We start from the raw sequence: 20,617 nt of genomic DNA on the forward strand, positions 1-20,617 counted from the left end.
ATTTGTTCCGAACGCAGCTTATGCGGCAGAGCTGAAGCTGACCCGTGTCAAAAAGACCACTGATAAGCGTCAGAAATTTGATCATGACAAAACGTTCGGAACAACCGCACTCCTTACTCAAGCAGCAGAAACCTCGGGTTTAACTGATGATTTGAAGAAAGTTTATGGTGAGGGGAAGGCCGCCATGATGGTAAGCCTGGCGGCATATCAAATCATCAAAAACACTACTTCACAGCATAGATTCAAGATTTTTTCTGATACTAACGCCTTGCCAGCCGGTCTTCCAGACAATATCGAGTCTCAAAGACTAAGTGAGTTATCGCAGGATATTGGCTCAGATACAGCTTCATTAAATCGGCTCTTTGCTCTTCGGGCCAAGCGTCTTCCTGAAACAGAATATTTATCATTCGACAGCACACGAATCGCGTCTGAAAGCCGATCTCTGACAGATGTACGAAAAGGAATTAGTAAACGCGGAGGCTACGAAAACCAGATTGGTTTGGCGCTCCTCTACGGTCATAATTCTGGTGTTCCCCTGATGTTCAGGCGATTCGCCGGAAACGTGCCAGATATAGTCACTATGCATGACCTTCTGACTCGATGGGAAAACATCGGAGTCAGTAAAAAAATTATCTCAATTTTTGATCGGGGCTATTGCAGCCGTGAGAATCTTCGGCTGCTCTGCAAGAACAAGCATCACTTCATCATGGCTGCCAAAACTGATCACTCCTTCATCAGGGACGCCATCGAAGATAATCTTCCCGCTTTCTGGGATATGACGAACAACGTTCGCGGTCACAACCTGACCGCTGTTCAAACCCAGGTCACAATACCAGGCACGAAAGAGGACCCAAAATCATGTAGTGTTTGGGTGTACATCTATTACAGTCTTGCAGTTGCAAATAATGAGCAGGATAAATTTTTATCTGATTTGGTAACCTTTGAATCTAAATTGGGCTGGAAAAATACGTAGTCGATAGTTTCGGTTATTTTTCAGCCCAATCTGGGATCATCGTATACAAATCAGGGAACCCAAGCCGAGCGGCAATGCCATGTTGCCGCTTGGTAACCTCAAGCCAATGACCGACCCCGTTCCTGTCAAAGATAACCCGCGGCGTGGCCAGTCGGTTTTTCAGCTCGTTAAATGTCATTTCGTCTGCAAGCGCCGGCATTTCTTTGAGTCCGCTCTTGGTTTCGGTATACGTTTTTTGCTTCATCAAAACATAGAGCCGGTTGAGAATCGACATGGCAGCAAAGCCGATGATGAACCGTCCTTCCATCGTTGCCTCGCCATGAGCTCTCACGACATCCAATTCAATATTTGTCTTGCCGCCCTTGAATGATTTTTCAATGAGATCACGAACTCTGTATGTTGTCATGGCTTCGCGGGCAGAACACTCCATCGTGGTGACATTGCAGAAGATACCGAAGTAGCGTGTAGCAGCGTCAACCGCGTCGTTATCCTGTTCAAGAGGCGTCCTGCCGGGGATGCCAATCCCCGGCTTGAAATATTTCATCCACCGGCTCTTGAGAAGAGGACACGTTTCCGAGCTGTCACCCTCGTGGTTCGGCCGCCACCGAAGCCACTCTTTCTGAAACGATTCCAGTTCGTCGTAGAAGGCTGTATTTTCAGTGTGAGATTTCGAGTCACTGCGATAAACATGAACCCAGAGTTTACGATTGCCCCCGTCTTCAAAACCGGGGTGGACGGGAACCGTCCAGCCCCAGCAATGTTCGCCTGGAATACGGGCGGCATTACTCCAGAGGTGTTCCATAGCGGTTTCAATGGCATCCTGAATCCAGATTGAATCAGTCTTGGCCGCAACAATGACGCGGCTGCCTGCATCGACAAACCGGGCCAGATTGGCCAGAGAGAAATAACCGCGATCAACAACCGCCCCAAAGACTCTGCGGCTGTCGGTAATCTCATCAAACCGGAACAGCATGTCCTGAACCGTAGTCACATCGGTAATGTTTCCAGGAAGCACTCTGAAGAGCACCGGCATATGCGACTCATGACCAACCAGGAGAATCAATCCGAGCTGGCGCTGGTACCCTCCTTCTTTTCCCATGCCGTATTGAGCATAGGAAATCTCAGCGGCTTCGGCAGCGATTTCCGTTGCGTCAAACGACAGCATTTCTTTGTCTGGCAGTCTTGAAATACGGGCGTTGAAGAAGTCCTTTCTCCAGCCCGAAACCTCTGTCAGACTGGCGAAGAACTCACTCATTTCCTTACTGGAAATACCCCTGGAATAAGGCAGCAGCTTATTGACTGACCAGGATTCATAAAGGTAAGCAGCATTGGATCCGGTATGAAGCCATTGGTACGCGATAGAAAGCGCCGCATTGGCCTTGTCTTTACCCCAAACCGCAGCCAGATCTTCCGTGAGTCCGATCTCCTGGGCGATTGCGTGATAAACGGGAAACTCTGCAGCCAGCTTTGTTTCCAAAGAGCCCAGCTGATCCAGCGAGAGTGAACCAGATTTAACGGATTCATCGTCCTGTTCAACCAGCCGCTTAACACCGCCGCGCTTAAAGAGCCGGTGGTAATCATCATTGGAATAAAACTGATTGCCGACAACGTAGCCCAGATAATTTCGTTTCTCGCATCCCCGATGCTTTTCCTTATCCCAGTAATACAGACGTTCAACCACGCGGATAACTCCGCGGGCAGAGACCATGACTGCTTTGGGGTTATCCGGGTAATCAGCTACATTCTGAGGATCAGGGAGCGAGCTTTTAGTAGGCATATAAACCTCTCTATTCATACGTATTTATTATATCATATGAATACGTATTATGCAAGTAAAAAAGAACTGATTTTTCTATATTTTCTTAAGAAAAATCGGTTCCTACGGATTCCCTGAGACTAATTTAGATACTCTGTGTCTTTGATTCGGACAATACGCGCATCTTCGGGAAGGATCGGATTGTGATCAGTCATATCGCAAGGGCTGCAAAAGAGATTATATATGTCTATATTATACGTATGTTTTACCTATAAATCAACCCTTTTTTTAAATTTTCTATTTGGAAAATCAATAGACTTTTGTTAAAAAATACAGCTAACAGAGCGGGAATTTAGGTTATCTGGATGTCATTAACAGCATCAGAGAGCTTCTAACCTTGATCTGATCCTATTAAACAAACAATTTTCATTTGCGGTGTATGGCATAAATAATCTTCTAGCCCTCATTGTTTGGACAATGACCATCTATTGACGAGAGAAGCGCGGTACCATATCCGCCGTCACTCTTTCCCGTATCTATTAAAATCGGGGGACTCTGCGGACAGAGAAGAAACCAAAAATCTCTCCTGCCCCGCCGTCCCTCTTTCTTATCAATCCGGACCGCACCGCTGTGGAACTCGAACGCATACTGATTACGGAACTCCGCTACTTTGGAGACGTCCTCCTCACCACGCCGCTCATCGGCTTTCTGCGGAAGAAGTACCCGAACGCGAGAATCGACGCTCTGGTGTATCACAGCACGCGTGAGATGCTGACCGGGAACCCGGATCTCGATAACGTCTACACGATCGATCAGAAGTGGAAGAAGATGGGCGTGAAGAAGCAGCTCGGAGCCGAAATCAATCTTCTGAAGACGCTGAAAGCGAATCACTACGACACGCTCCTTCACCTCACGACGCATAACCGCGGCATGTGGCTCGCCCGCATCCTGAAGCCGAAGCGGAGCATCTCCTGCCCGAAGCACTTCGGGGGGCTGAACTTCTATAACAAGAGCTTCACCCACATGGCGAGCCTTGTGCTCCCGCGTGAGCGCCACATCGCGCAGTTCAACATGGATCACCTTCGGGCGCTCGGTGTCGTGGTGCCGGAGGAAGAAGTGCCGGGCCTGAAGCTCACGATCCCGGATGAAGCCCGCGCTGAGGCCGCGAAACTCGTCGGTGGGCTCAAAGGCTATGTGCTCGTCCACCCAGCGGCGCGGTTCTTCTTCAAGTGCTGGACCGAGGAACGGACCGCCGAGATGCTTGATCGCCTCGCGAGCCAGGGTGAAAAGATTGTCATCACCTCGGGGCCGTCAGACGAAGAACGAACGATGATTGAAAAGATCGTCTCGCTTCTTAAAGTCGCGAAGCCGATTGTTCTGATCGGCAAGACCCCTTCCATGAAGACCTTTGCCGCGCTGATTGATGACGCGAAGCTCCTCATTGGGGTTGACTCCGCGCCGGCTCATATGGCGGCAGCCCTCCAGACCCCTGAAGTGATTCTCTTCGGCGCGACGATCCCTGGCCGCTGGAGACCGTGGGAAAACGACGCGAGCCGCGTCGTGATCAGCCCCGGGCGCTGCCACTTCTGCGAACAGCGCGGATGCGGCCGCTGCGGGATCAGTGAATGCATGCGGGAAATCCGGGTTGAGGACGTCATGGAAGCGGTGAATGAACTCCTTGAGCACCGCGATATTCCGGACGCCTATCGGAAAACGGTCTACGGACCGAACGATCGCTTCCCGACCTATTCCTGATTTCAAATCAAAAAAATCTAACAGTGAACCCCGAAGGTGTGAAAACCTCCGGGGTTTTTAATGCCTGCTTTAATGATCCAAATTAGTAATGCCGAAAACGAGTCATTCCGCCAGACTCTGTCGATACTGATTTTCTGTCTCTTCAAAGCCAATTCATCTTCAGAAAGCCTGGATCCACTGATTCCGAATCAGCCAAAGCGAAAATTATCCGACCCCCAGTCATATTGATCATTTACATTTTTTTCATAACGACTTATTATCTAGCGTTTTGTTCTACCGTTCACTTCATGATCTCTGATCATCTGCTTCACTCATGTCTCTTCGATCCGAAATCTGCGCGAGGCTGCTGCTTCCCTTAATTGTCACGCTTCTCACGGTCCTGGCGGTTTTCAAGCTTTCAGGAACTGACCTCCACTTCGCCAAATACTGCGCTGAGTCGACCCTGGTGTACGCGGCGGTTCTGCTCTTCCCGTTCATCATCCGCACCGCGCTCTGGGGCATCTTTCAGTTCATCGTCGCCCTTCAGATGTGCTCTATCGTGTCAACCAGCATCTATATCGTGCCGCTCACCGTGATGAACCTGTCGTCCCACAACGCGATCGGGGTTAAAGCGCAGATCTGGCTCGCTTTTATTTTCGCCATCGTGTTTTTCCCCTCCTTCTTCGCCATTTTTTCCACGAAAAACGTGAAAGTGAAGAAGAATATCTACATGGCGGCCGGATCCGTGGTCGGCGTACTGATGATCACTCTGGCATTCACTCAGAACAGCGTCCTGAAGAACACCAAGCATCTCGCTAAAGCCGTTCTTCACGACGTTTATTTCGTCCCCAAACAAAATGCCGCCATCCGTGAGCAATATCGGAAACCCGCTGTCGTCAGCCAGAGCCAGCTCGAGACCGCCGGGGCGGATTATTTCTCACCTGACACACCGATCAAAAATGTCATTGTGATTTTTGTTGAGGGATTTTCAGCTGAGGTCGTGGATTATAAAAATCATTCATCCCGCAATCTGACCCCCACGTATGACCAGCTGTATAAAAACAGCCTGGCATTTGATCATTATTACAACCACACCTATGCCACCTACCGAGGACTCCGGGGGCAGCTGTATTCGTTATGGCAATATAAAGCGGGTTTTTACCCGGACGTCGGTAACCAGGGGTTCGGTCAGATGGATCACGAGAAGATTCATAAACTGACTGATTCCGGTCTGGTGTCAGTGCCTGAAATTCTGAATCAGCATCACTTCAATACGTACTTCCTGTCAAACGAACTCCGTACGGGCAACATGACCTCGTACTTAAAGACTTTCGCTTTCACCCGGGTGTACGGCGCTGATGACTTAGGCTGGACGGGAGATCCCCCGCGGAGTGATAAATTCGCTTTCCAGAGCCTGAAGCAGGTGCTCACGAAGTACAAGAGCGATAAGCCCTTCTTTATCGGCATGTACACCGCCGGCACGCATCATGGCGTTGACAGCCCGGACCTGACGTACGGCGATGGGTCAAACAGCTACTACAACAAATTCCATAACCTCGATCACTGGCTCGGGGACTTTATTGCCTGGTTCCAAAGGAGCCCGTATTACGACAACACGCTTCTCGTCATCACCTCAGACCATGGAGTCGTGATTCCGACCCCCGAATACCGGCGGTCCTTCCATCAGAAGACTGAGCACTCGAATTTTGAGATTCCACTCATTCTGTATGGAAAGATGGTGAAGCCGCAGATTGTGGACGCCAAAGGCACAACCAGCATCAGCCTTGCCCCGACGCTTCTTGACGTGCTGGGAATCCGAAAGACGGAACAGTATTTCCTCGGGTGCTCGCTCTTTGAAACCCAGTGCGATGAGAGAAGCAGCCGTCTGATGCATCATTTCGCGGCAGGCACTGATTCTTTCCGCATCTCCGCAAACGAGCGCGGGAAATACATCATCAGCCCCGAAAAAGAAGATGCGGAGTTCCAAAAGATTTACCGCTTCACTAACTGAGATTCGCCGTAAACAAGGCGGGAATTCAGTCCTCGCCGAATTTCCCCATAGACAAAAGAGCCCTGAAGAGATTCTTCAGGGCTTTTTTCTGACGCGGACCGCTAAGAGTGCGGTCTTTGACTTCTTTTACTGCTGACCGCTTTCACGCTGCTGAATCATGCTGAGAGCGGCCTTCATGGCTCCCGCCACTTCCGGGCTGGTACCCGGATCCGAGATCAGCCGTTTCCAGAGCTGCTTCGTCTTCTGCTGACGGGCGGCGTTGCAGTACCTGTAGCCAACCATCATGGCGTACGGCGCGTCAGATTCGTGACCATCCCGCGCGAGCGCGTCACCGAAATTAAACCAGGCCGTGGCCCGATTCGGGTCGAGCGCCAGAGCGGCGATCAGAACGTAAGCGGCCTCCCCTGCCCGATTGTCTTTCATGAGCGCGAAACCGAGATTCTCGACCGCTTCCACATCGGTCGGATCCGCCTTTACGGCATCCGCGAACTTATCGACCGCGGCGCTGGCGTCTCCACTATGAACAAGCTTCAGACCTTCGGCGTTCAGGGCCCGCGCGGTCTTCCGGTCCCCCTTCGGAGGAAGGGGCAGCTCGCGGATCTGGTTCGCGTAGGTCTGAACGAACGGAGACCCTTCACTCATGCTCCCCAGCATCTTCGCGACATTCCCTGACGTCTCAGCAAGCGGATACGGTGCGATGGCCTCCGCGACATTCGGGGCAAGCCGCACAGTCGCCTGCTCAGGCTGCGGAGCCGAGTCGCTTTCCGAAGGCTTCTCGCTTTCGGAAACAGCGGGAGAGCTCGCGGTTTCGGCTAGCGCAGCGGTTTTCGGTGCGCGCGCCGGAGCGGACGCCGTCACTGCGGGACCACTCCCCGTCGTTTCCACCGCTCCAGGTCCCACGATACAGGCAAGGCCCGCGATTGAAAGAATCGGGAGAATGAACTTGTCGTTCGCCGTATTCGCGATGAACGGCTTCTCGGGGAGCTTGTAGCTCTTTGAGATTTCCGCAAGCTGCTCCTGAGTAGCGTGCGACGTATCAATATCCGCCGCCTGAACCTGCGTGAGAAACGCTTTCCGGAGTTTCTTCGAGTAGGAGCTCATCACGAACTTCCGGATCAGGGCATAAAGCGCGGTAAGAAGGAGAGCGGCTCCCATCCAGCCTGAGGCGTGCGCGGCGTCTTTCCCGAAGAGATACGCGATCGAGAAGACCAGAGTGAGACCAAACGGGATCCAGCCATAGTAAGACGACTTCTGCTTCTTATCGTCTACCGGAAGAGGATCTCCCGTGAACCGTGTGGGATCCACGCCGTCCACCCAGACCTTGTACTCCTTCCCCTCGTACTCAAAGACACTGAGACCAACCGGGAGATAAAGCGTTTTCGTTTCGTAAGACTGAGAGCCGCTCCAGTGCCAGTCTTTCTGCTCGTCGCCCTGCGCGTTGGCCTTCACTTCAGAGGCCACCAGGGCGGCAACCCGATCTTCGACATACGTCTGATAGGCTTCACGCTCCGAAAGCGCGAATTTGTCGTTCGGGAACCCCGTCATGAATTTGGCGTCATACGGCACGAGTTTCGACCGGTCCTGATCCGCGAGAAGATCAGCGCAGTTCCTGTCGACCTCGTTCCCCGCGTAGCCGAGGAGACTGAAGGGGCCGCTCACGGTGCCGCTTGCCGGACGCCAGTCCGTCACGGTGCGGCTGTTGCTCCCGGACCCTTCGCGCCGGTTATAGCCAAAGGACGCGGTCCAGTTCGCGTGGAATTCGCCGTGATAGAGGTAGAACGGCACGTACTTCAGCCACTGCTTCGTGATCGTCGCTTTCTGCACGAGATCATCCGGCGTGAACTGGCCCTGTGTCATATAGACACGGGTGGCGTTCGTAAGGGCGTCCCCCTGGATCTGAAGCGGGATGATGAGGTCGGTATCCGTAATATCTTCCGGATTCACGACCTGAGTCGGGATTCTCACCGTATTCCCGCAGTACGCGCAGACCAGCGTCTCGGTGCCGGGCTTATAAGTGAGTTCGGATCCGCATTTGTCGCAGCGGATTTTCAAGTCAGCCATGTCACTCAGCCTTTATTGAATTCGTTTTTGACGAGAATGTTCCGCTGATTGAAGAGCCGGAAGAGGGCCTGCGCCTTATCATTCAGGGCCTTCGCGTCGCCGAGGCTCGATTCGAGTTCGCCCACAGCTGCGACGATCTGCTTCTCAAGCGATTCGGACGCCGGATACTGCTTCGGGTTCGAGAACGCGGCGGCGTCAATCAGGCGCTCGAGGATTTTCTTATCCTCGTCATCCTTCGCTTTCGCCTGAATCGTGCGGAGTTCAGACGCGACCTGCTTATTCCACGGGAACGCGTTCGTTTCCTCGGCGAGCTTGGACACCTGCTTCATCGTGACATTGCTGAACACGAAGTGGCAGCCGAGCCCGAGCACCCAGAGAGCGTCGGTCGCGAGCGACAGCTTCAGGAACCCGCAGAGCGAAAAGACAAGTGAGAGCAGCGCGACCGCCGCGAGCAGCCCGCCAAAGAAAATCCCAATCCCGAGCCCCGCGAGCGCGGAATCCATCCCCTTCTTCCCCGGGCAGGTCGAAATAATGAAGAGATACGCGACACTCAGCGCCGTGAGGAACGCCGCGGCGTAGAAGTACCCGTTCCGAAGGTCAGAGGGCACCAGCACCGCGAGAATAAAGATCACCGCGACGAACGCGAGGATCGACAGAAATACGAACTTCAGCTTGATGTCGTTCATCCCAGAATCCTTTTCTTTTCAGTCGCAAACTCTTCTTCGGTCAGCACGCCCTGGGCGCGCAGTTCCCCGAGCTGCTTCAGCATCTCAATCTTTTCCTTGAAGCTGATCGTCTCAGCCTTAGGAGCGGCAGGAGCGGCTTCAGGAGCCGCAGGCGGATTCGTGTTGATCACCGCGCCGGCACCGGAACCCTGCGCCATCGGGTTCATCGCGCCGCCAAGACCCGTTCCGAGTCCCATCCCGACAAAGGCTCCCGTGGTCCCTTCGTTCTTCGCCGCGGCTTCCAGCACGTCAAAGCTCCGGACCTGCTGATAGTTGTTCCCGAGGATCCCGAGCTCGGCCCTGCGGGCGAGCGCAGCCTTAAGCGAGATCACAGAGGGGTCATCTTCCGGCACGCTGATCGACATCACGTCGAACCGGACAATCTCAATCCCGTACTGATCAAGCTCTTCCGCGAAAAGATTCCGGAGGCTATCCGAGATCTCATCGAGATACATCGAGATATCGAGCACTGAGATCTTTTTCTGAATGATCGTTTCAGAGATCAGGGTCTTCGTTTTCCGGATGAAGATGCCCTTGAAGTAGTTGTTGAGTGACTCGGCGTCAAAACTCGGGAGCGTTCCCACGAGTTTCAGGAGGAACTTCTTCCCGTCCCGGATCCGGATACCGTACTGCCCGAACGCCCGCACCGGCACCATCACGCCGTAAAGCGGATCCTTCAGCTGGATCGGGTCCGGCGTTCCCCACTTGAGGTCGAGGATCGCGGCTTTGTTGATGTACCAGACCTCAGCCGTGAAGGGCGACTGCCCTCCGAACGGGATCCCGAGGAGATTCCGGAGAATCGGGATATTCTGCGTCGAGAGGGTGTGGCGGCCTCCCTCATACGGCCCCTCGTAGACGCCGCCGCTGACGAGATACGCTTCCTGCGTCTCGTTAACGATCAGCTGCGTCCATGTGGAGAGTTCCTGTGACGGGAATTTCCACGCGAGAAGCTTCGGGTTTCGTGTGTCCCACTTGACTAAGTCGATAATCATTTTCGGTTTCAGCTTCAATGAAAAGGGGTTGATCGGGTCCGGGAACGATGATCCCGGAGCCGTATTCCAATGCTACTCCGGTTAGTACTGATTATCACATCTTTCAGGAACCAGAACGGGAGACATTCCACCCCCGTCTCTGTCGGTTCCTGCGTGCGTCGGATAGATTGGAACTCGGTATAACTTACCCTGCGATTTTAACCCGATTGACGGTGTTTAAAATTTGTTACATTTCACGGAAACCATCGTAATTCCGGGGTCTTCCGCGGTCACTCAAAACGAGAGAAAACTCCTCCCCGTTCCTCGCGGCTCTTCATCCGAGATCGAGACATAACTAATAGAATTGATTTCGTAATCTGACCCTGATATTCAGTTCAGTAACGGACGCGGAAATAACGTTTTCGCGCTCTTTTGTATTTCGGTCTACGGGCTAACGAAAATCGGTTTTCCGCTAACGAAAATGGATTCCGGGTTCGTGTTCAATTTCAGTCTGTTATTTAAGTCGCAAACTTCAGTTATCAAATATTATTTGATAACTGAAGTTGTTGATGTAATACAGAAACCGGTTCCCTCAGCCTCATCCCCTCTTCCTGTGAGCCGCCAGCTGCCCCCGCTTCTTTTCCGTTTCAAAAAGTTTCAGAAGACGGATTTCTTCTGTATTACGCAAAACGGATTGAGAACGATCTTCATTCGTCTGAAACCCCTGTTTTTCAGGGATCAACGCTATACAAAGTCACATTTTCCGTTCTCATATCATTCTTTCGGTCTGGATTTTCTAATCCTTTCGAGCTATATTGAACGTGCGCCAACTGGTATACCGGTATCCCATAAAGGGAAAAAACAGGCATACCGGCGACGGGAAGTCTGTGTATTCTGTGCTTTAAGCCTGTCCGGGCGTACGAACCGGACAGCGGTCTCAGAGCCTGCGGCCCTGATTCACACGCTGGCCTTCTGAGGCAGGAGAAACACGCTGACCGGAGTCACACACCTCCTCTCAGCTCCGCTGACAAGCCTCATAACCAACTAGAAGAGACACTATGGCTAAATTAGAACTGCCGTACGAGCAGGTCTTCGACCTGACTCACAAGATGTGCACCCGCATTTCGCCGGACGTCCTTTACCTGCTCACGGAAGCAGCGAAGAAGGAAACGAACCCCGCGGCGAAGACGTTCCTCGAAACGATGGTGGAGAACGAACGCCTCGCCGGGATCGAGGATAAGCCGGTGTGCCAGTCGCCTGGATACCCGTCTGTCTGGATCCGCTGGGGCGAAGCCTATGAGCCGAACCTCTCGAACCTCATCGATAACATCACGCGGTCCGTCGTCGACGCGACGAAGCAGGGCTACATCCGCCCCTCGATCGTGCATCCGCTCACCCGTTTCAACCCGGGCGATTCCACGGGCCGCGGCGTTCCGAATTACGAGCTCCGCTACGAGAAGGACCTCCCCTACTGCGAAATCATCGTGAGCGCGAAGGGCTGCGGCGCGGAGCTTCCGAATGTCGCGAAGATCCTGACGCCCGCGACGCTCGGGAAAGACTTCAAGGGCCTGAAGCAGCTGGTGCTTGACACGGTCACCGGAGCCCGGGGCCAGGTGGGCGCCCACGGCTACCCCTGCCCGCCGTTCTCGCTTGGTATCGGTCTCGGCGGCCAGATGGACGTCGCGGCGAAGCTCTCGCGTGAAGCCATCTCGACCCGCAACTGGCTTGACCACAACCCGGATCCGCTCTTTGATGAACTTGAGCAGGAGCTGCTCGCTGACATCAATAAGCTCGGGAACGGCCCCGCGGGCATCGGCGGCGACACGTCGGCGCTTGCCGTGAAGATCGGCTGGGCTTCCACCCACACCGCCATTCTCCCTGTCGTCATCAACTTCCACTGCTGGGTCGCGCGGCGCTTCGGCATCCGCTTCTACCCGGACGGTCACACGGAAGAACTCTTTCAGGTTGGAGAATAAAAATGGCAGTGTATGAACTGACGCTCCCCGTTGATAACGAGACGATTGAGAAGCTGCATGTCGGCGACATCATTTATCTGAATGGCCAGGTCTGTACGGCGCGCGATCAGGCGCACCTGCGGCTTAAGGCGCTGGATGAAGCAGGAAAGCCTTTCCCCGAGGACCTGAAGTGCGCGGCGATCTTCCACGCCGGCCCCGTGATGAAGAAGGATGAGGCGGGTCACTGGTATCTCTCCGTGATCGGCCCCACGACCTCCATCCGTATGGAACCGTACGCGGACTTCATCGGCCGTATCGGCGTGAAGATCCTGATCGGCAAAGGCGGCATGGCGGAAGGCACCCGGAAGGCGATGCAGAAATATAAGCAGGTCTACGCGCAGGCGGTTCCTGGCTGCGCCGTGGTGCTCGCGAAGGGCGTGACCGGCACGAAGGATCCGTACTGGTACGAGTGCGGGATGCCGGAAGCCATGTGGCCGCTTCAGACGAAGCATTTCGGCCCGTTCCTGATCACCATGGACTCTTACGGGAAGAGCCGCTATGACGACGTGCAGGCGCACGCCCAGGCGGTTGAGGAAGAAATCCTCAAAACGCTCTGGCCGCCGTTCTCCTCTTAGAATGACTTTCTGAGGAAGGACAAAGGAAAGCCCGGCAAACGCTTTGGACCACCCCAAAGAAGCCGGGCTTTTTTATAGGGTGAATTATCAAATCAAGTGCAAAGTTACTGAATAAAAGACTTCAGCCGGACACTTCCAATTGAGACGTTTTCTGGGTCTGAAATTCAGAGCATTGAACCGTTTCTGAACTTCTGCCTGAGAAATTTTATCGATACTCATTCCTTTTGGGAAAAAGTCTCTAAGAAGTCCGTTTGTATTTTCATTACTTCCTTTCTCCCATGGATGATGAGGCAAGCAGAAATACACTTTGGTTCTGAGATCTTTCTCCAGTTTTTCAGCCCAGGAAAATTCTTTTCCGCGATCTACGGTAATCGTACGCAGATCCTTATCTGACAGAGATTTCTCAATTACGGCAGACACATCGGCCGCAGTCTTGGAAGCGGTTTTCCCGCCACAGAGAAAGCCGGACTTCCTATCGACCAGAGTCGTGAGGCAGGCTCCGCCCTTTTTTCCGATGACGGTATCGCCTTCCCAATCCCCCAGGCGAGATCTGTTCTGAGCTTCCAGGGGTCGCTCTTCAATGCTGTGAGTGATCTGGATCTTTCCTCGCCTCTCGGTCATGCCTTTACGGTGACGCGTTTTACCGTGGTGTCGCAGGTGTCGGGACATCTTTCGGCCATCCACAAAGCGATCCAGAAAGCCAGAATTGATTCCTCGGTAGATTGTCGTGGCGCTGATCCTTAGATTCGGCAGCTCCTTTCTGAGACGGTATTGAATCTGCTCCGGAGACCAGAATTTCTTAACCAGCAGATTTGAGACAATCCTTGTCAGCAACGAGTCAGACTTCAGAATGTTTCTCTTTCCGCAATGCTTTCTCTGTCTCTGATATCGGGCCTGCGCGGCACAGGGATCATAGGCAGCTGAAGCCCCATCCTGGGCCGATACAGCCTTGTTTCGCTTCAGTTCGCGGGAGATCGTAGAAACATTTTTCCCAATCGCACATGCAATTTCAGACAGGGATTTGCCTGAAATCGTTAAAGCCGAAATAAATACTCTGTCCCGAAGAGTAAGATGATGATAGTGGCTCATGAGCTCCCTCTATAGTTATCTTGACAATCTCTATTATGGAAGCTTTATGGGCCACTATTCTTTTCTCAGGCTTTGCACTTGAAGTGATAATTCGCCAGATAAAAAATAAGAGAGTAACAACCATGAGTGACACCGCCACACCCGCTCTGCACCGCGAGAGCGACACGCTGTACCGTCAGATCGCGGAGATCTGGCGCGAGAAAATCGTGACCGGCGAATATAAACCCGGAGACGCGCTCCCGAGCGAACGCGATATCTCGGAGTCGCTTGGCGTCAGCCGCATCCCGGTCCGCGAAGCGATGAAGTCGCTTGAGTACCTCGGGATCGTGAAACAGGTGCGGGGGAAAGGCGTTTTCGTGCAGAAGACGGATCCGGGCGAAGTCCTCGCGAAGATCGGGCCGTTCCTCGCGCCGCCGGATGCCGCGACCCTCTCCGAACTCTTCGACCTCCGGATTCTTTTCGAAGGGTACGCGGCGGAACTCGCCGCGAAAAACCGGACCGACGCGGATCTTAAGACGCTTCAGGCGTCACTCGACCTGCTGAATGCCTCCATTAGGGATGAGAAGTCCGCTGAAGAAGCCTCTCACCGGTTTCATCAGGAAATCGCTGCGATGGCGGGGAACCGCCTCCTCATCATTCTCTGGCACTTCTTCGCGGAGCTCCTCGAAGCGTCCCGCCGCCTCACGCTCTGGAGCCCGGAGCGGAGGGAAGAATCGCTCACCTTCCATCAGGCGATCTTTGACGCGATCCGGGATCAGAGGGCGGATGACGCCAGGAATCTGATGCAGCGTCACCTCGCGAACGCGAAGCAGCGGCTCACCGAGCGCGAAAAGACGCTTGGGGCGGCTGAATAGCGGATTTTCCCCCGACATCCCCAAAAATCTGGTCACGCCGCCCCCCGCTCGCTACAATGCCGAGACAATACGGAAGTGATTGAAAAGAAGGGCGCTGCATGAGCATGAATAGAGAAGCCGTTATTGTCCGCACCGGGATTGTCGGGATCGTCGTGAATGTCCTTCTCGCGGCCTTCAAGGCCGCCGTGGGACTCACCGCGAATTCGATCGCCGTGATTCTCGACGCCGTGAATAATCTCACGGACGCGATCTCATCGATTGTCACGATCGGCGGCACGAAGCTCTCCGCCCGGAAGCCCGATAAAGCGCACCCGCTCGGGTTCGGGCGTGTCGAATACCTCACCGCGCTCATCGTCGCGGGGCTCGTGCTCTACGCCGGTATCACGTCAGCCGTCGAATCCGTTAAGAAAATCATCAATCCCGCGACGCCGGACTACAGCGCGGTGTCGCTCCTCATTATCGCGGTCGCGATCGCGGTGAAAATCTTCCTCGGGCGCTACGTTAAGGCGAAGGGGGAATCGGTGAACTCCGGGGCGCTGAAAGCCTCGGGGGCGGACGCCATGTTTGACGCGGTGCTCTCGGCCTCGGTCCTCGCTTCCGCCCTTTTCTTCATCGCGACCGGGATATCGCTTGAAGCCTATGTGGGCGCGGTGATCTCACTTGTCATTATCAAGGCCGGTATCGGGATGATCGTGGACACGCTGAACGACATCCTCGGGAAACGTGAAAACTCCGAGGTTACCGATCAGATCACGAAGATCCTCTGCGAGGAACCGAAGGTACATGGGGCGTATGACCTCGTGGTTTATAACTTCGGCCCGAGCAAGAATCTCGCCTCTGTCCACCTTGAGCTTCCCGACACGATGACCGTGAAGGAAGTGGACGCATTGACACGCCGCGTCGAATCCCGGGTGATGAAAGAAACGGGCGTGCTGCTCGCCGGTGTCGGCGTCTATTCGTACAACACTCATGACGACAAGGCGAAACGGATCCGGGACGATATCCGGAAGCGCCTTGCCGCTCACCCCTGGGTTGTGCAGAGCCACGGGTTCTACCTCGATGAAGCGAAGAAAGCGATCCGGTTTGATGTGGTGATGAGTTTTGATATCAAGCCGGAGGACGGGCTGCGCGAGATTTATGACGAGATGCGCTCCGCTTACCCCGAGTACAGCTTCCAGATCACGCCGGACGTGGATGTCTCGGTCTCTAAATAGAGCATCATTACAAAAGAGAACACCTTTCGTTACGGAACGCCTGTCGTACAGAAGCGGAACCGATTCTCTCTGTTCTTATTTTTATAATGGAGATAAAGGAAGGGATACCTGGGCGCTCTGCCCTCATCCCACCTGCATGTTTTTCTTCATGGAGGCTCCGCGTCATGAAACCCTGGATTCTCTTAAGCGCCGCGCTGCTCGGTGTGAGCCTCACGCCGGCAGAGACCGCGCTCGCGAAGGGCTACGACGCGTATTCGCTGCTTGATTCCGCCCGGGGCGTGATGGGCGGTTACAAAGCGCCGGCCCCGGAGAAACGGACATACCTGAATGTCGCTTATCCGAGGTGGGACACCGCGAGCATCAAGAACTTCCGGATTCAGTATCGGGAGCCCTCCTCAAGCTGCTGCCTCGACGACAAATACGAAACCATCACGACGTACGATAAATTCGGCGGTATTCACGATAAGAATGTCCGCCTCACCGCCGCGCGACGCCGGTACTGGAACGAAAGCTACATCCAAGGCACCGCCTATACGCGGACTCCGGAGTATCAGCTGGAGCAGCTGAAAAAGCAGGCGGAAGAGAATCAGCAGAAGCTTGAAGAGATGATCAAGAACAGCAAGTTCCGCGCCAATGGCGAAGTGAACGGAAAACCCGCCTACTACAACCCGGTGACAAGACAGAGCCTCACCGCGGATTCGGACGGGAAATATAAGCTGCGCGACTGGTAAGGACGGAGAGTCCGGGGTCAGCCGGGAATGAAAAACTCTGAGTGACTGTTTGCCGTATCCAAAGACAAGGGACCCTGCCGAGGTCCCTTTTTGTTTCCGCGAAACGCGGTTTTATGGCCTTCTTTGTCTACTAAATCCAAAAATTTCGTTATTCCCGCCCCAATAGCTTTCATCCAACAGGGATTAATAAATAAAAAGACCACAGAAATTCTGGTTTTTATAGGTATTACCGAAAATATAAGCAATTTTAGGTAGATCTTAAGTAGTTCCACCGGGGTAATATGGAATTCAGGAACTATAGGTTCGTTCCTATTTTTCCTTCACCGTTTTTGTCGAATAGGAGAGAGAACTATGGCAAATCGTCGTGAATTTCTGGCTGGCAGCATCGGCGGCGCGCTGTTTGGCGCTATCGCCCCGACCTTCGCTTCGGAACCCCAGAAGCTTCCCGAGAAGTGGGACTACACCGCGGATGTCGTCGTGATCGGTGCCGGCGCGACCGGACTCCCGGCCGCGATCGGAGCCCGTGACGCGGGTCTTTCCGTCCTCGTGATCGATACGAACTACGATATCGGCGGCCACGCGATTACGTCTGGCGGCAATGTGCCGCTTGGCGGCGGCACCTCCTTCCAGAAGAAGTACGGAATCAAGGATGATCCGGAAACGCTCTTCAAGGATCTGACGGACTGGAGCATCGTGGAGAGCGGCGGTCAGCCGGACTACCGCTATAACGACCGCGCGGTGCAGCACGCGCTCGCCTATAACGAGGCTCCGACCTTTGAATTTCTGCTGAAGAACGGCGTGAAGTTTGTCGACAAGGCACCGGACAATGTGGGCGGCCACGCGGTCGGCCTCAGCGCGAAGCGTGAGCATCACTGCATCTGGGCTGAAGGGCAGTCGGCTGAAAGCCCCGCGGGTGCCGGCGGCACGGACCTGATGAGAGGTCTTGAGAAGTCCGCCCGCGCGAAGGGCGTGAAATTCATCCTCAATCACCACATGGATGAGCTCTTCCGGGATGAGAAGGGCCGCGTGATCGGTATCCGCGCGTCCTATACGCCGAAAATCAATCCGACGACGAAAGAACCGCTGAAGAGCTTCCTCACGGACGGGAACATTGACACCACCGCGAAGGAAGTGACGGTGCACGCGAATAAGGCAGTGGTCGTCGCGACGGGCGGCAACTCCGGGAACGTGAACTTCCGCCGCATCTTCGATCCGAGACTCACTGAAGAAATCGCCTGCGCCGCGGGTGAATATTCGCCTCAGGATGGGTCCGGGGAACTCGCGGCTGTAGCGATCGGCGCGTCGCTCTGGGGCGCGGCGAACCAGGCGATGGACCGGAACGGGAGCCTCCGCAAGCGCCCGCTCGTCGGTGTGAGGACAAACTACATTCACTGGACGCCCCGCTCTCCCCTCTTCCCGCTCGTCAAATACACCGGTCTCTATATCCGGAACTGGCAGAACGCGATCATCGTGAACCAGGCCGGACGCCGCTTCTATAACGAGCTCGAGAACGGCTACCCGAACGGGTCTCATGAAGGGTTCTTTAATGATGGGAAGCCTTACGTCCACGGTGACTGGCGGAACACCACCCGTAAGCCTTATAAGCCCCGCAACTATATCGACGCGGCGCTGCAGATCAACGAGGGATCGACCGCTCCTGACTTTTCCGCGGGCCCCCAGTGGGCGATCTTCGACTCTGAAGCCGTGAAGCGTGAGCATATGAGGATCGGCGCGAATTCCGCGGACCCGAACCTCTTCTTCAAGGCGGACACGATTGAGGAGCTCGCGGAGAAGATCAACACCTCCTCTTGGCAGAAGTACAAGATCAAGGGATCGGTGCTGAAGGAAACCGTGGATCGCTATAACGGCTTTGTCGCGGCCGGGAAGGACGCGGACTTTGATAAGCCCGCTCCGAAGTTCCCGATCAAGACGGGCCCCTTCTACGCCGCCTGGGCGACCTTTGTCGCGCATGACTCCTACGCCGGTCTCCGGATCAACGAGGCCTGCCAGGTTCTCGACTTCCAGGGCAAAGTGATCGATGGGCTTTACTGCGGCGGCGAAAGCGCCGGCGGCTGCTCACAGCACGGTCTCGGCCGCTGCGTGACGCAGGGCTACATCATCGGTCAGCAGATCGCGAAGAGGAAATAAACCATGCGCCTGATACCTGCCTTACTGACGGCTCTTGCCGCCATCAGTCTGTGCGCCGCGGCATCGGCAGCCCCGAAGCCTGAGGAATGCCTGAAGTGCCACGGCGGCACGCTTGAAAGCCTTGCGGCTCAGACGAAGAACTACAAGGCTCCGTCAGGCGAAACGGTGAACCCTCATGTCTACATCGATAAGCTCGCCGCGAACCCGCATAAGAGCAAGGTCCTTCCGGACTGTCTCAAGTGTCACACGGATCACGGAATTCCGCCGGATAAGAGCAAAATCAAGCCGGCGAATGTAGACTATTGCTACGGCTGTCACCATATGGAAAATTTCCAGAAGTGCAGCAGTTCCGGGTGCCATGAAGGGCGTTAAAACCGCACGCTGACACGCTCTTCCGCACGGGAAGACCTCCATTCTCTGATTACTCACGGAATGGAGGTCTTCTTTTTTTCTGACACGGAAAATTGTCTGAGGAGGCGGGGTCAGTCTCTGACGCCGTCTTTATTTTTTGAGATCCGAGCGGTAGCTCGCTTCAAGGCCGAGCCAGAAGTGGGCTGGGAGGTCGAGAAGCGTCTCAAGCTTTCCCGCGATCTCTTCCGTGAGCGGCAGGCCGCCCGCGAGGAGCGCCTCGGCATCGGTTTCCGTTATCTCAAGCGCTGAGGCAAAGCTTGAGAGCGAGATCTGCTGCATCGCAAGCATCTCTCCGATCATTGATCCGGGCGGCAGAGCGGTTTTCTCGGGAATCGGTTTTACCTTCATTCTCTTTCTGCAGGGTTTCAAGTTGCTGGAGTCCGTCATCATAATCCGCGGGATTCAGGAGCGGGTTCGTTTCTTCATCCGGGCGTTTTCCTCTTCCACTTTTTTGAGGTCCTCGCGGTACAAGCCCTCAAGCCCGAGCCAGAACCCCTTATCAATGGATAACGCGGATTCCAGACGTGAGGCGATGTCCGGCGTCAGCGCCATGTCACCTTCGAGAAGCGCCTCGATCTCATCTTCTGTCATACCCATTCGGGAGAGAAATTCGGCCTTTGTGATCTCCCAAATCTCCAGCTGCTCCTTGATGGTTTCTCCTGGCGGAACTGCGATGTGATTTTTGCTGATCTGATACATATCCGGAACTCCGTCGTTAACGAAGTAACTATTTTAATTTCTTTATACGAAAATAGATGATGTATTTCAATCGCTTTCTGCCTACACGCCGCAGATAAATTCGTTATGCCGATTGGAGACCTCTGATGGCCGCCGCTGGCGATACCGGCTTTTATCGATTCAGGTCCCTAAAAAGAAAATCACGGGCTGAGAGACCTCTTCCCGAATCGGTCAAATCGGTAAAAGACCTTTTACCGATTTATCCGATTCCTGTTTTCTTTTTTACCGATTCGGGACTGAAACGGCATCGCGCGAACCGCAATCCTCTTAAAAACAAAACCGCTAAAAACGCTGAAGAGCCCTGATTTCCGCGGCTGATAAGAAGGTGCCGGCGTTTTTCGTCATCAATTCTGAAAAATGGTGACGTTTTCTCAAAAGCCGCTCGGCGAATCGAACAAATCGGCTAAAGACCTTTTACCGATTTATCCGATTCTCATTTTCTTTTTTACCGATTCTGCGGGCAAAACCCGATCCTTCTCTGTGGCCGAAAGGCAAAGATGACGGTCAGCTCCTGACCTCCCGCAGAGACTCTCCAATTCCTTTCATTCATTTCATGGACTTTGGATTTTCCATCGTTATGATTAGGTCTATCGTCCTAAAAATCCCCTTCC

The 20,617-nt window shown here is 54.1% G+C and carries 19 protein-coding genes; 12 read left to right on the top strand and 7 right to left on the bottom strand.

Going from position 1 to position 20,617, the window contains the following annotated elements:
- Nucleotides 1-37: 37 nt before the first annotated feature.
- Complete coding sequence (locus M4NBBH2_RS11265; RefSeq protein WP_441900437.1) at nt 38-973, top strand: IS1634 family transposase; 936 nt, start codon at nt 38-40, stop codon at nt 971-973.
- Nucleotides 974-986: 13 nt separating this feature from the next.
- Here M4NBBH2_RS11265 and M4NBBH2_RS11270 read toward each other — a convergent pair whose 3' ends face one another.
- Entirely contained in the window at nt 987-2,750 is a 1,764-nt protein-coding gene (locus M4NBBH2_RS11270; RefSeq protein WP_160117788.1) for an IS1634 family transposase, read from the bottom strand.
- A gap of 609 nt (nt 2,751-3,359) precedes the next feature.
- On the opposite strand from M4NBBH2_RS11270, the gene rfaQ reads away from it, so the two are divergent.
- Both rfaQ and M4NBBH2_RS11280 read left to right on the top strand, forming a co-directional pair.
- Nucleotides 3,360-4,484 carry a putative lipopolysaccharide heptosyltransferase III gene (gene rfaQ / locus M4NBBH2_RS11275; protein WP_170135169.1) on the top strand — a complete coding sequence of 375 codons (1,125 nt, stop codon included), beginning with the start codon at nt 3,360-3,362 and terminating at the stop codon, nt 4,482-4,484.
- A gap of 313 nt (nt 4,485-4,797) precedes the next feature.
- Entirely contained in the window at nt 4,798-6,474 is a 1,677-nt protein-coding gene (locus M4NBBH2_RS11280; RefSeq protein WP_116271050.1) for an LTA synthase family protein, read from the top strand.
- 126 nt (nt 6,475-6,600) lie between these two features.
- Here the strand turns inward: M4NBBH2_RS11280 and M4NBBH2_RS11285 are convergent, their stop codons facing one another.
- Genes M4NBBH2_RS11285 through M4NBBH2_RS11295 form a run of 3 tightly spaced genes read right to left on the bottom strand, consistent with a single transcriptional unit; the run spans nt 6,601 to nt 10,252 of the window.
- Complete coding sequence (locus tag M4NBBH2_RS11285) at nt 6,601-8,535, bottom strand: hypothetical protein (RefSeq protein WP_116271051.1); 1,935 nt, start codon at nt 8,533-8,535, stop codon at nt 6,601-6,603.
- Nucleotides 8,536-8,540: 5 nt separating this feature from the next.
- Nucleotides 8,541-9,221, bottom strand: a complete 681-nt coding sequence (locus tag M4NBBH2_RS11290) for a hypothetical protein (RefSeq protein ID WP_116271052.1) — start codon at nt 9,219-9,221, stop codon at nt 8,541-8,543.
- Nucleotides 9,218-10,252, bottom strand: a complete 1,035-nt coding sequence (locus tag M4NBBH2_RS11295; protein WP_116271128.1) for an SPFH domain-containing protein — start codon at nt 10,250-10,252, stop codon at nt 9,218-9,220. Before M4NBBH2_RS11295 ends, M4NBBH2_RS11290 begins: the two co-directional genes overlap by 4 nt.
- A 592-nt stretch (nt 10,253-10,844) precedes the next feature.
- On the opposite strand from M4NBBH2_RS11295, the gene M4NBBH2_RS11850 reads away from it, so the two are divergent.
- From M4NBBH2_RS11850 to M4NBBH2_RS11305, 3 genes are all read left to right on the top strand, one after another.
- Complete coding sequence (locus tag M4NBBH2_RS11850) at nt 10,845-11,207, top strand: hypothetical protein (protein WP_170135170.1); 363 nt, start codon at nt 10,845-10,847, stop codon at nt 11,205-11,207.
- Between the two features lie 82 nt (nt 11,208-11,289).
- Nucleotides 11,290-12,207 (top strand): fumarate hydratase, encoded by a 918-nt coding sequence (locus M4NBBH2_RS11300; RefSeq protein ID WP_116271053.1) that lies wholly within the window; start codon nt 11,290-11,292, stop codon nt 12,205-12,207.
- Nucleotides 12,208-12,209: 2 nt separating this feature from the next.
- The gene (locus tag M4NBBH2_RS11305) at nt 12,210-12,821 is read left to right on the top strand and encodes a FumA C-terminus/TtdB family hydratase beta subunit (RefSeq protein WP_116271054.1); all 612 of its coding nucleotides are present in this window, start codon (nt 12,210-12,212) and stop codon (nt 12,819-12,821) included.
- Nucleotides 12,822-12,908: 87 nt separating this feature from the next.
- On the opposite strand, the gene M4NBBH2_RS11310 is transcribed toward M4NBBH2_RS11305, so the two are convergent.
- Nucleotides 12,909-13,910, bottom strand: a complete 1,002-nt coding sequence (locus M4NBBH2_RS11310) for an IS30 family transposase (protein ID WP_116269340.1) — start codon at nt 13,908-13,910, stop codon at nt 12,909-12,911.
- 122 nt (nt 13,911-14,032) lie between these two features.
- On the opposite strand from M4NBBH2_RS11310, the gene M4NBBH2_RS11315 reads away from it, so the two are divergent.
- The 5 genes from M4NBBH2_RS11315 to M4NBBH2_RS11335 all read left to right on the top strand — a co-directional run bounded on the left by M4NBBH2_RS11315 (nt 14,033) and on the right by M4NBBH2_RS11335 (nt 19,229).
- Nucleotides 14,033-14,764, top strand: a complete 732-nt coding sequence (locus M4NBBH2_RS11315) for a FadR/GntR family transcriptional regulator (RefSeq protein ID WP_118262003.1) — start codon at nt 14,033-14,035, stop codon at nt 14,762-14,764.
- Nucleotides 14,765-14,862: 98 nt separating this feature from the next.
- Nucleotides 14,863-15,978, top strand: a complete 1,116-nt coding sequence (locus tag M4NBBH2_RS11320) for a cation diffusion facilitator family transporter (RefSeq protein ID WP_116271056.1) — start codon at nt 14,863-14,865, stop codon at nt 15,976-15,978.
- 164 nt (nt 15,979-16,142) lie between these two features.
- Nucleotides 16,143-16,709 carry a hypothetical protein gene (locus tag M4NBBH2_RS11325; RefSeq protein WP_116271057.1) on the top strand — a complete coding sequence of 189 codons (567 nt, stop codon included), beginning with the start codon at nt 16,143-16,145 and terminating at the stop codon, nt 16,707-16,709.
- 351 nt (nt 16,710-17,060) lie between these two features.
- On the top strand, nt 17,061-18,857 hold the full coding sequence (locus M4NBBH2_RS11330) for an FAD-dependent oxidoreductase (protein ID WP_116271058.1): 1,797 nt from the start codon (nt 17,061-17,063) through the stop codon (nt 18,855-18,857).
- A gap of 3 nt (nt 18,858-18,860) precedes the next feature.
- Nucleotides 18,861-19,229: a cytochrome c3 family protein gene (locus tag M4NBBH2_RS11335; protein ID WP_116271059.1), complete on the top strand. Its 369-nt coding sequence runs from the start codon at nt 18,861-18,863 to the stop codon at nt 19,227-19,229.
- Nucleotides 19,230-19,358: 129 nt separating this feature from the next.
- Here M4NBBH2_RS11335 and M4NBBH2_RS11340 read toward each other — a convergent pair whose 3' ends face one another.
- Nucleotides 19,359-19,616, bottom strand: a complete 258-nt coding sequence (locus M4NBBH2_RS11340; RefSeq protein WP_116271060.1) for a helix-turn-helix transcriptional regulator — start codon at nt 19,614-19,616, stop codon at nt 19,359-19,361.
- 54 nt (nt 19,617-19,670) lie between these two features.
- Complete coding sequence (locus M4NBBH2_RS11345) at nt 19,671-19,967, bottom strand: helix-turn-helix transcriptional regulator (RefSeq protein ID WP_116271061.1); 297 nt, start codon at nt 19,965-19,967, stop codon at nt 19,671-19,673.
- Nucleotides 19,968-20,092: 125 nt separating this feature from the next.
- Between M4NBBH2_RS11345 and M4NBBH2_RS11725 the strand changes: the two genes are divergently transcribed.
- Entirely contained in the window at nt 20,093-20,311 is a 219-nt protein-coding gene (locus M4NBBH2_RS11725) for a hypothetical protein (protein WP_124944356.1), read from the top strand.
- Nucleotides 20,312-20,617: the final 306 nt, after the last annotated feature.

The organism is Mesosutterella multiformis (assembly GCF_003402575.1).
Lineage (GTDB): Bacteria > Pseudomonadota > Gammaproteobacteria > Burkholderiales > Burkholderiaceae_F > Mesosutterella > Mesosutterella multiformis.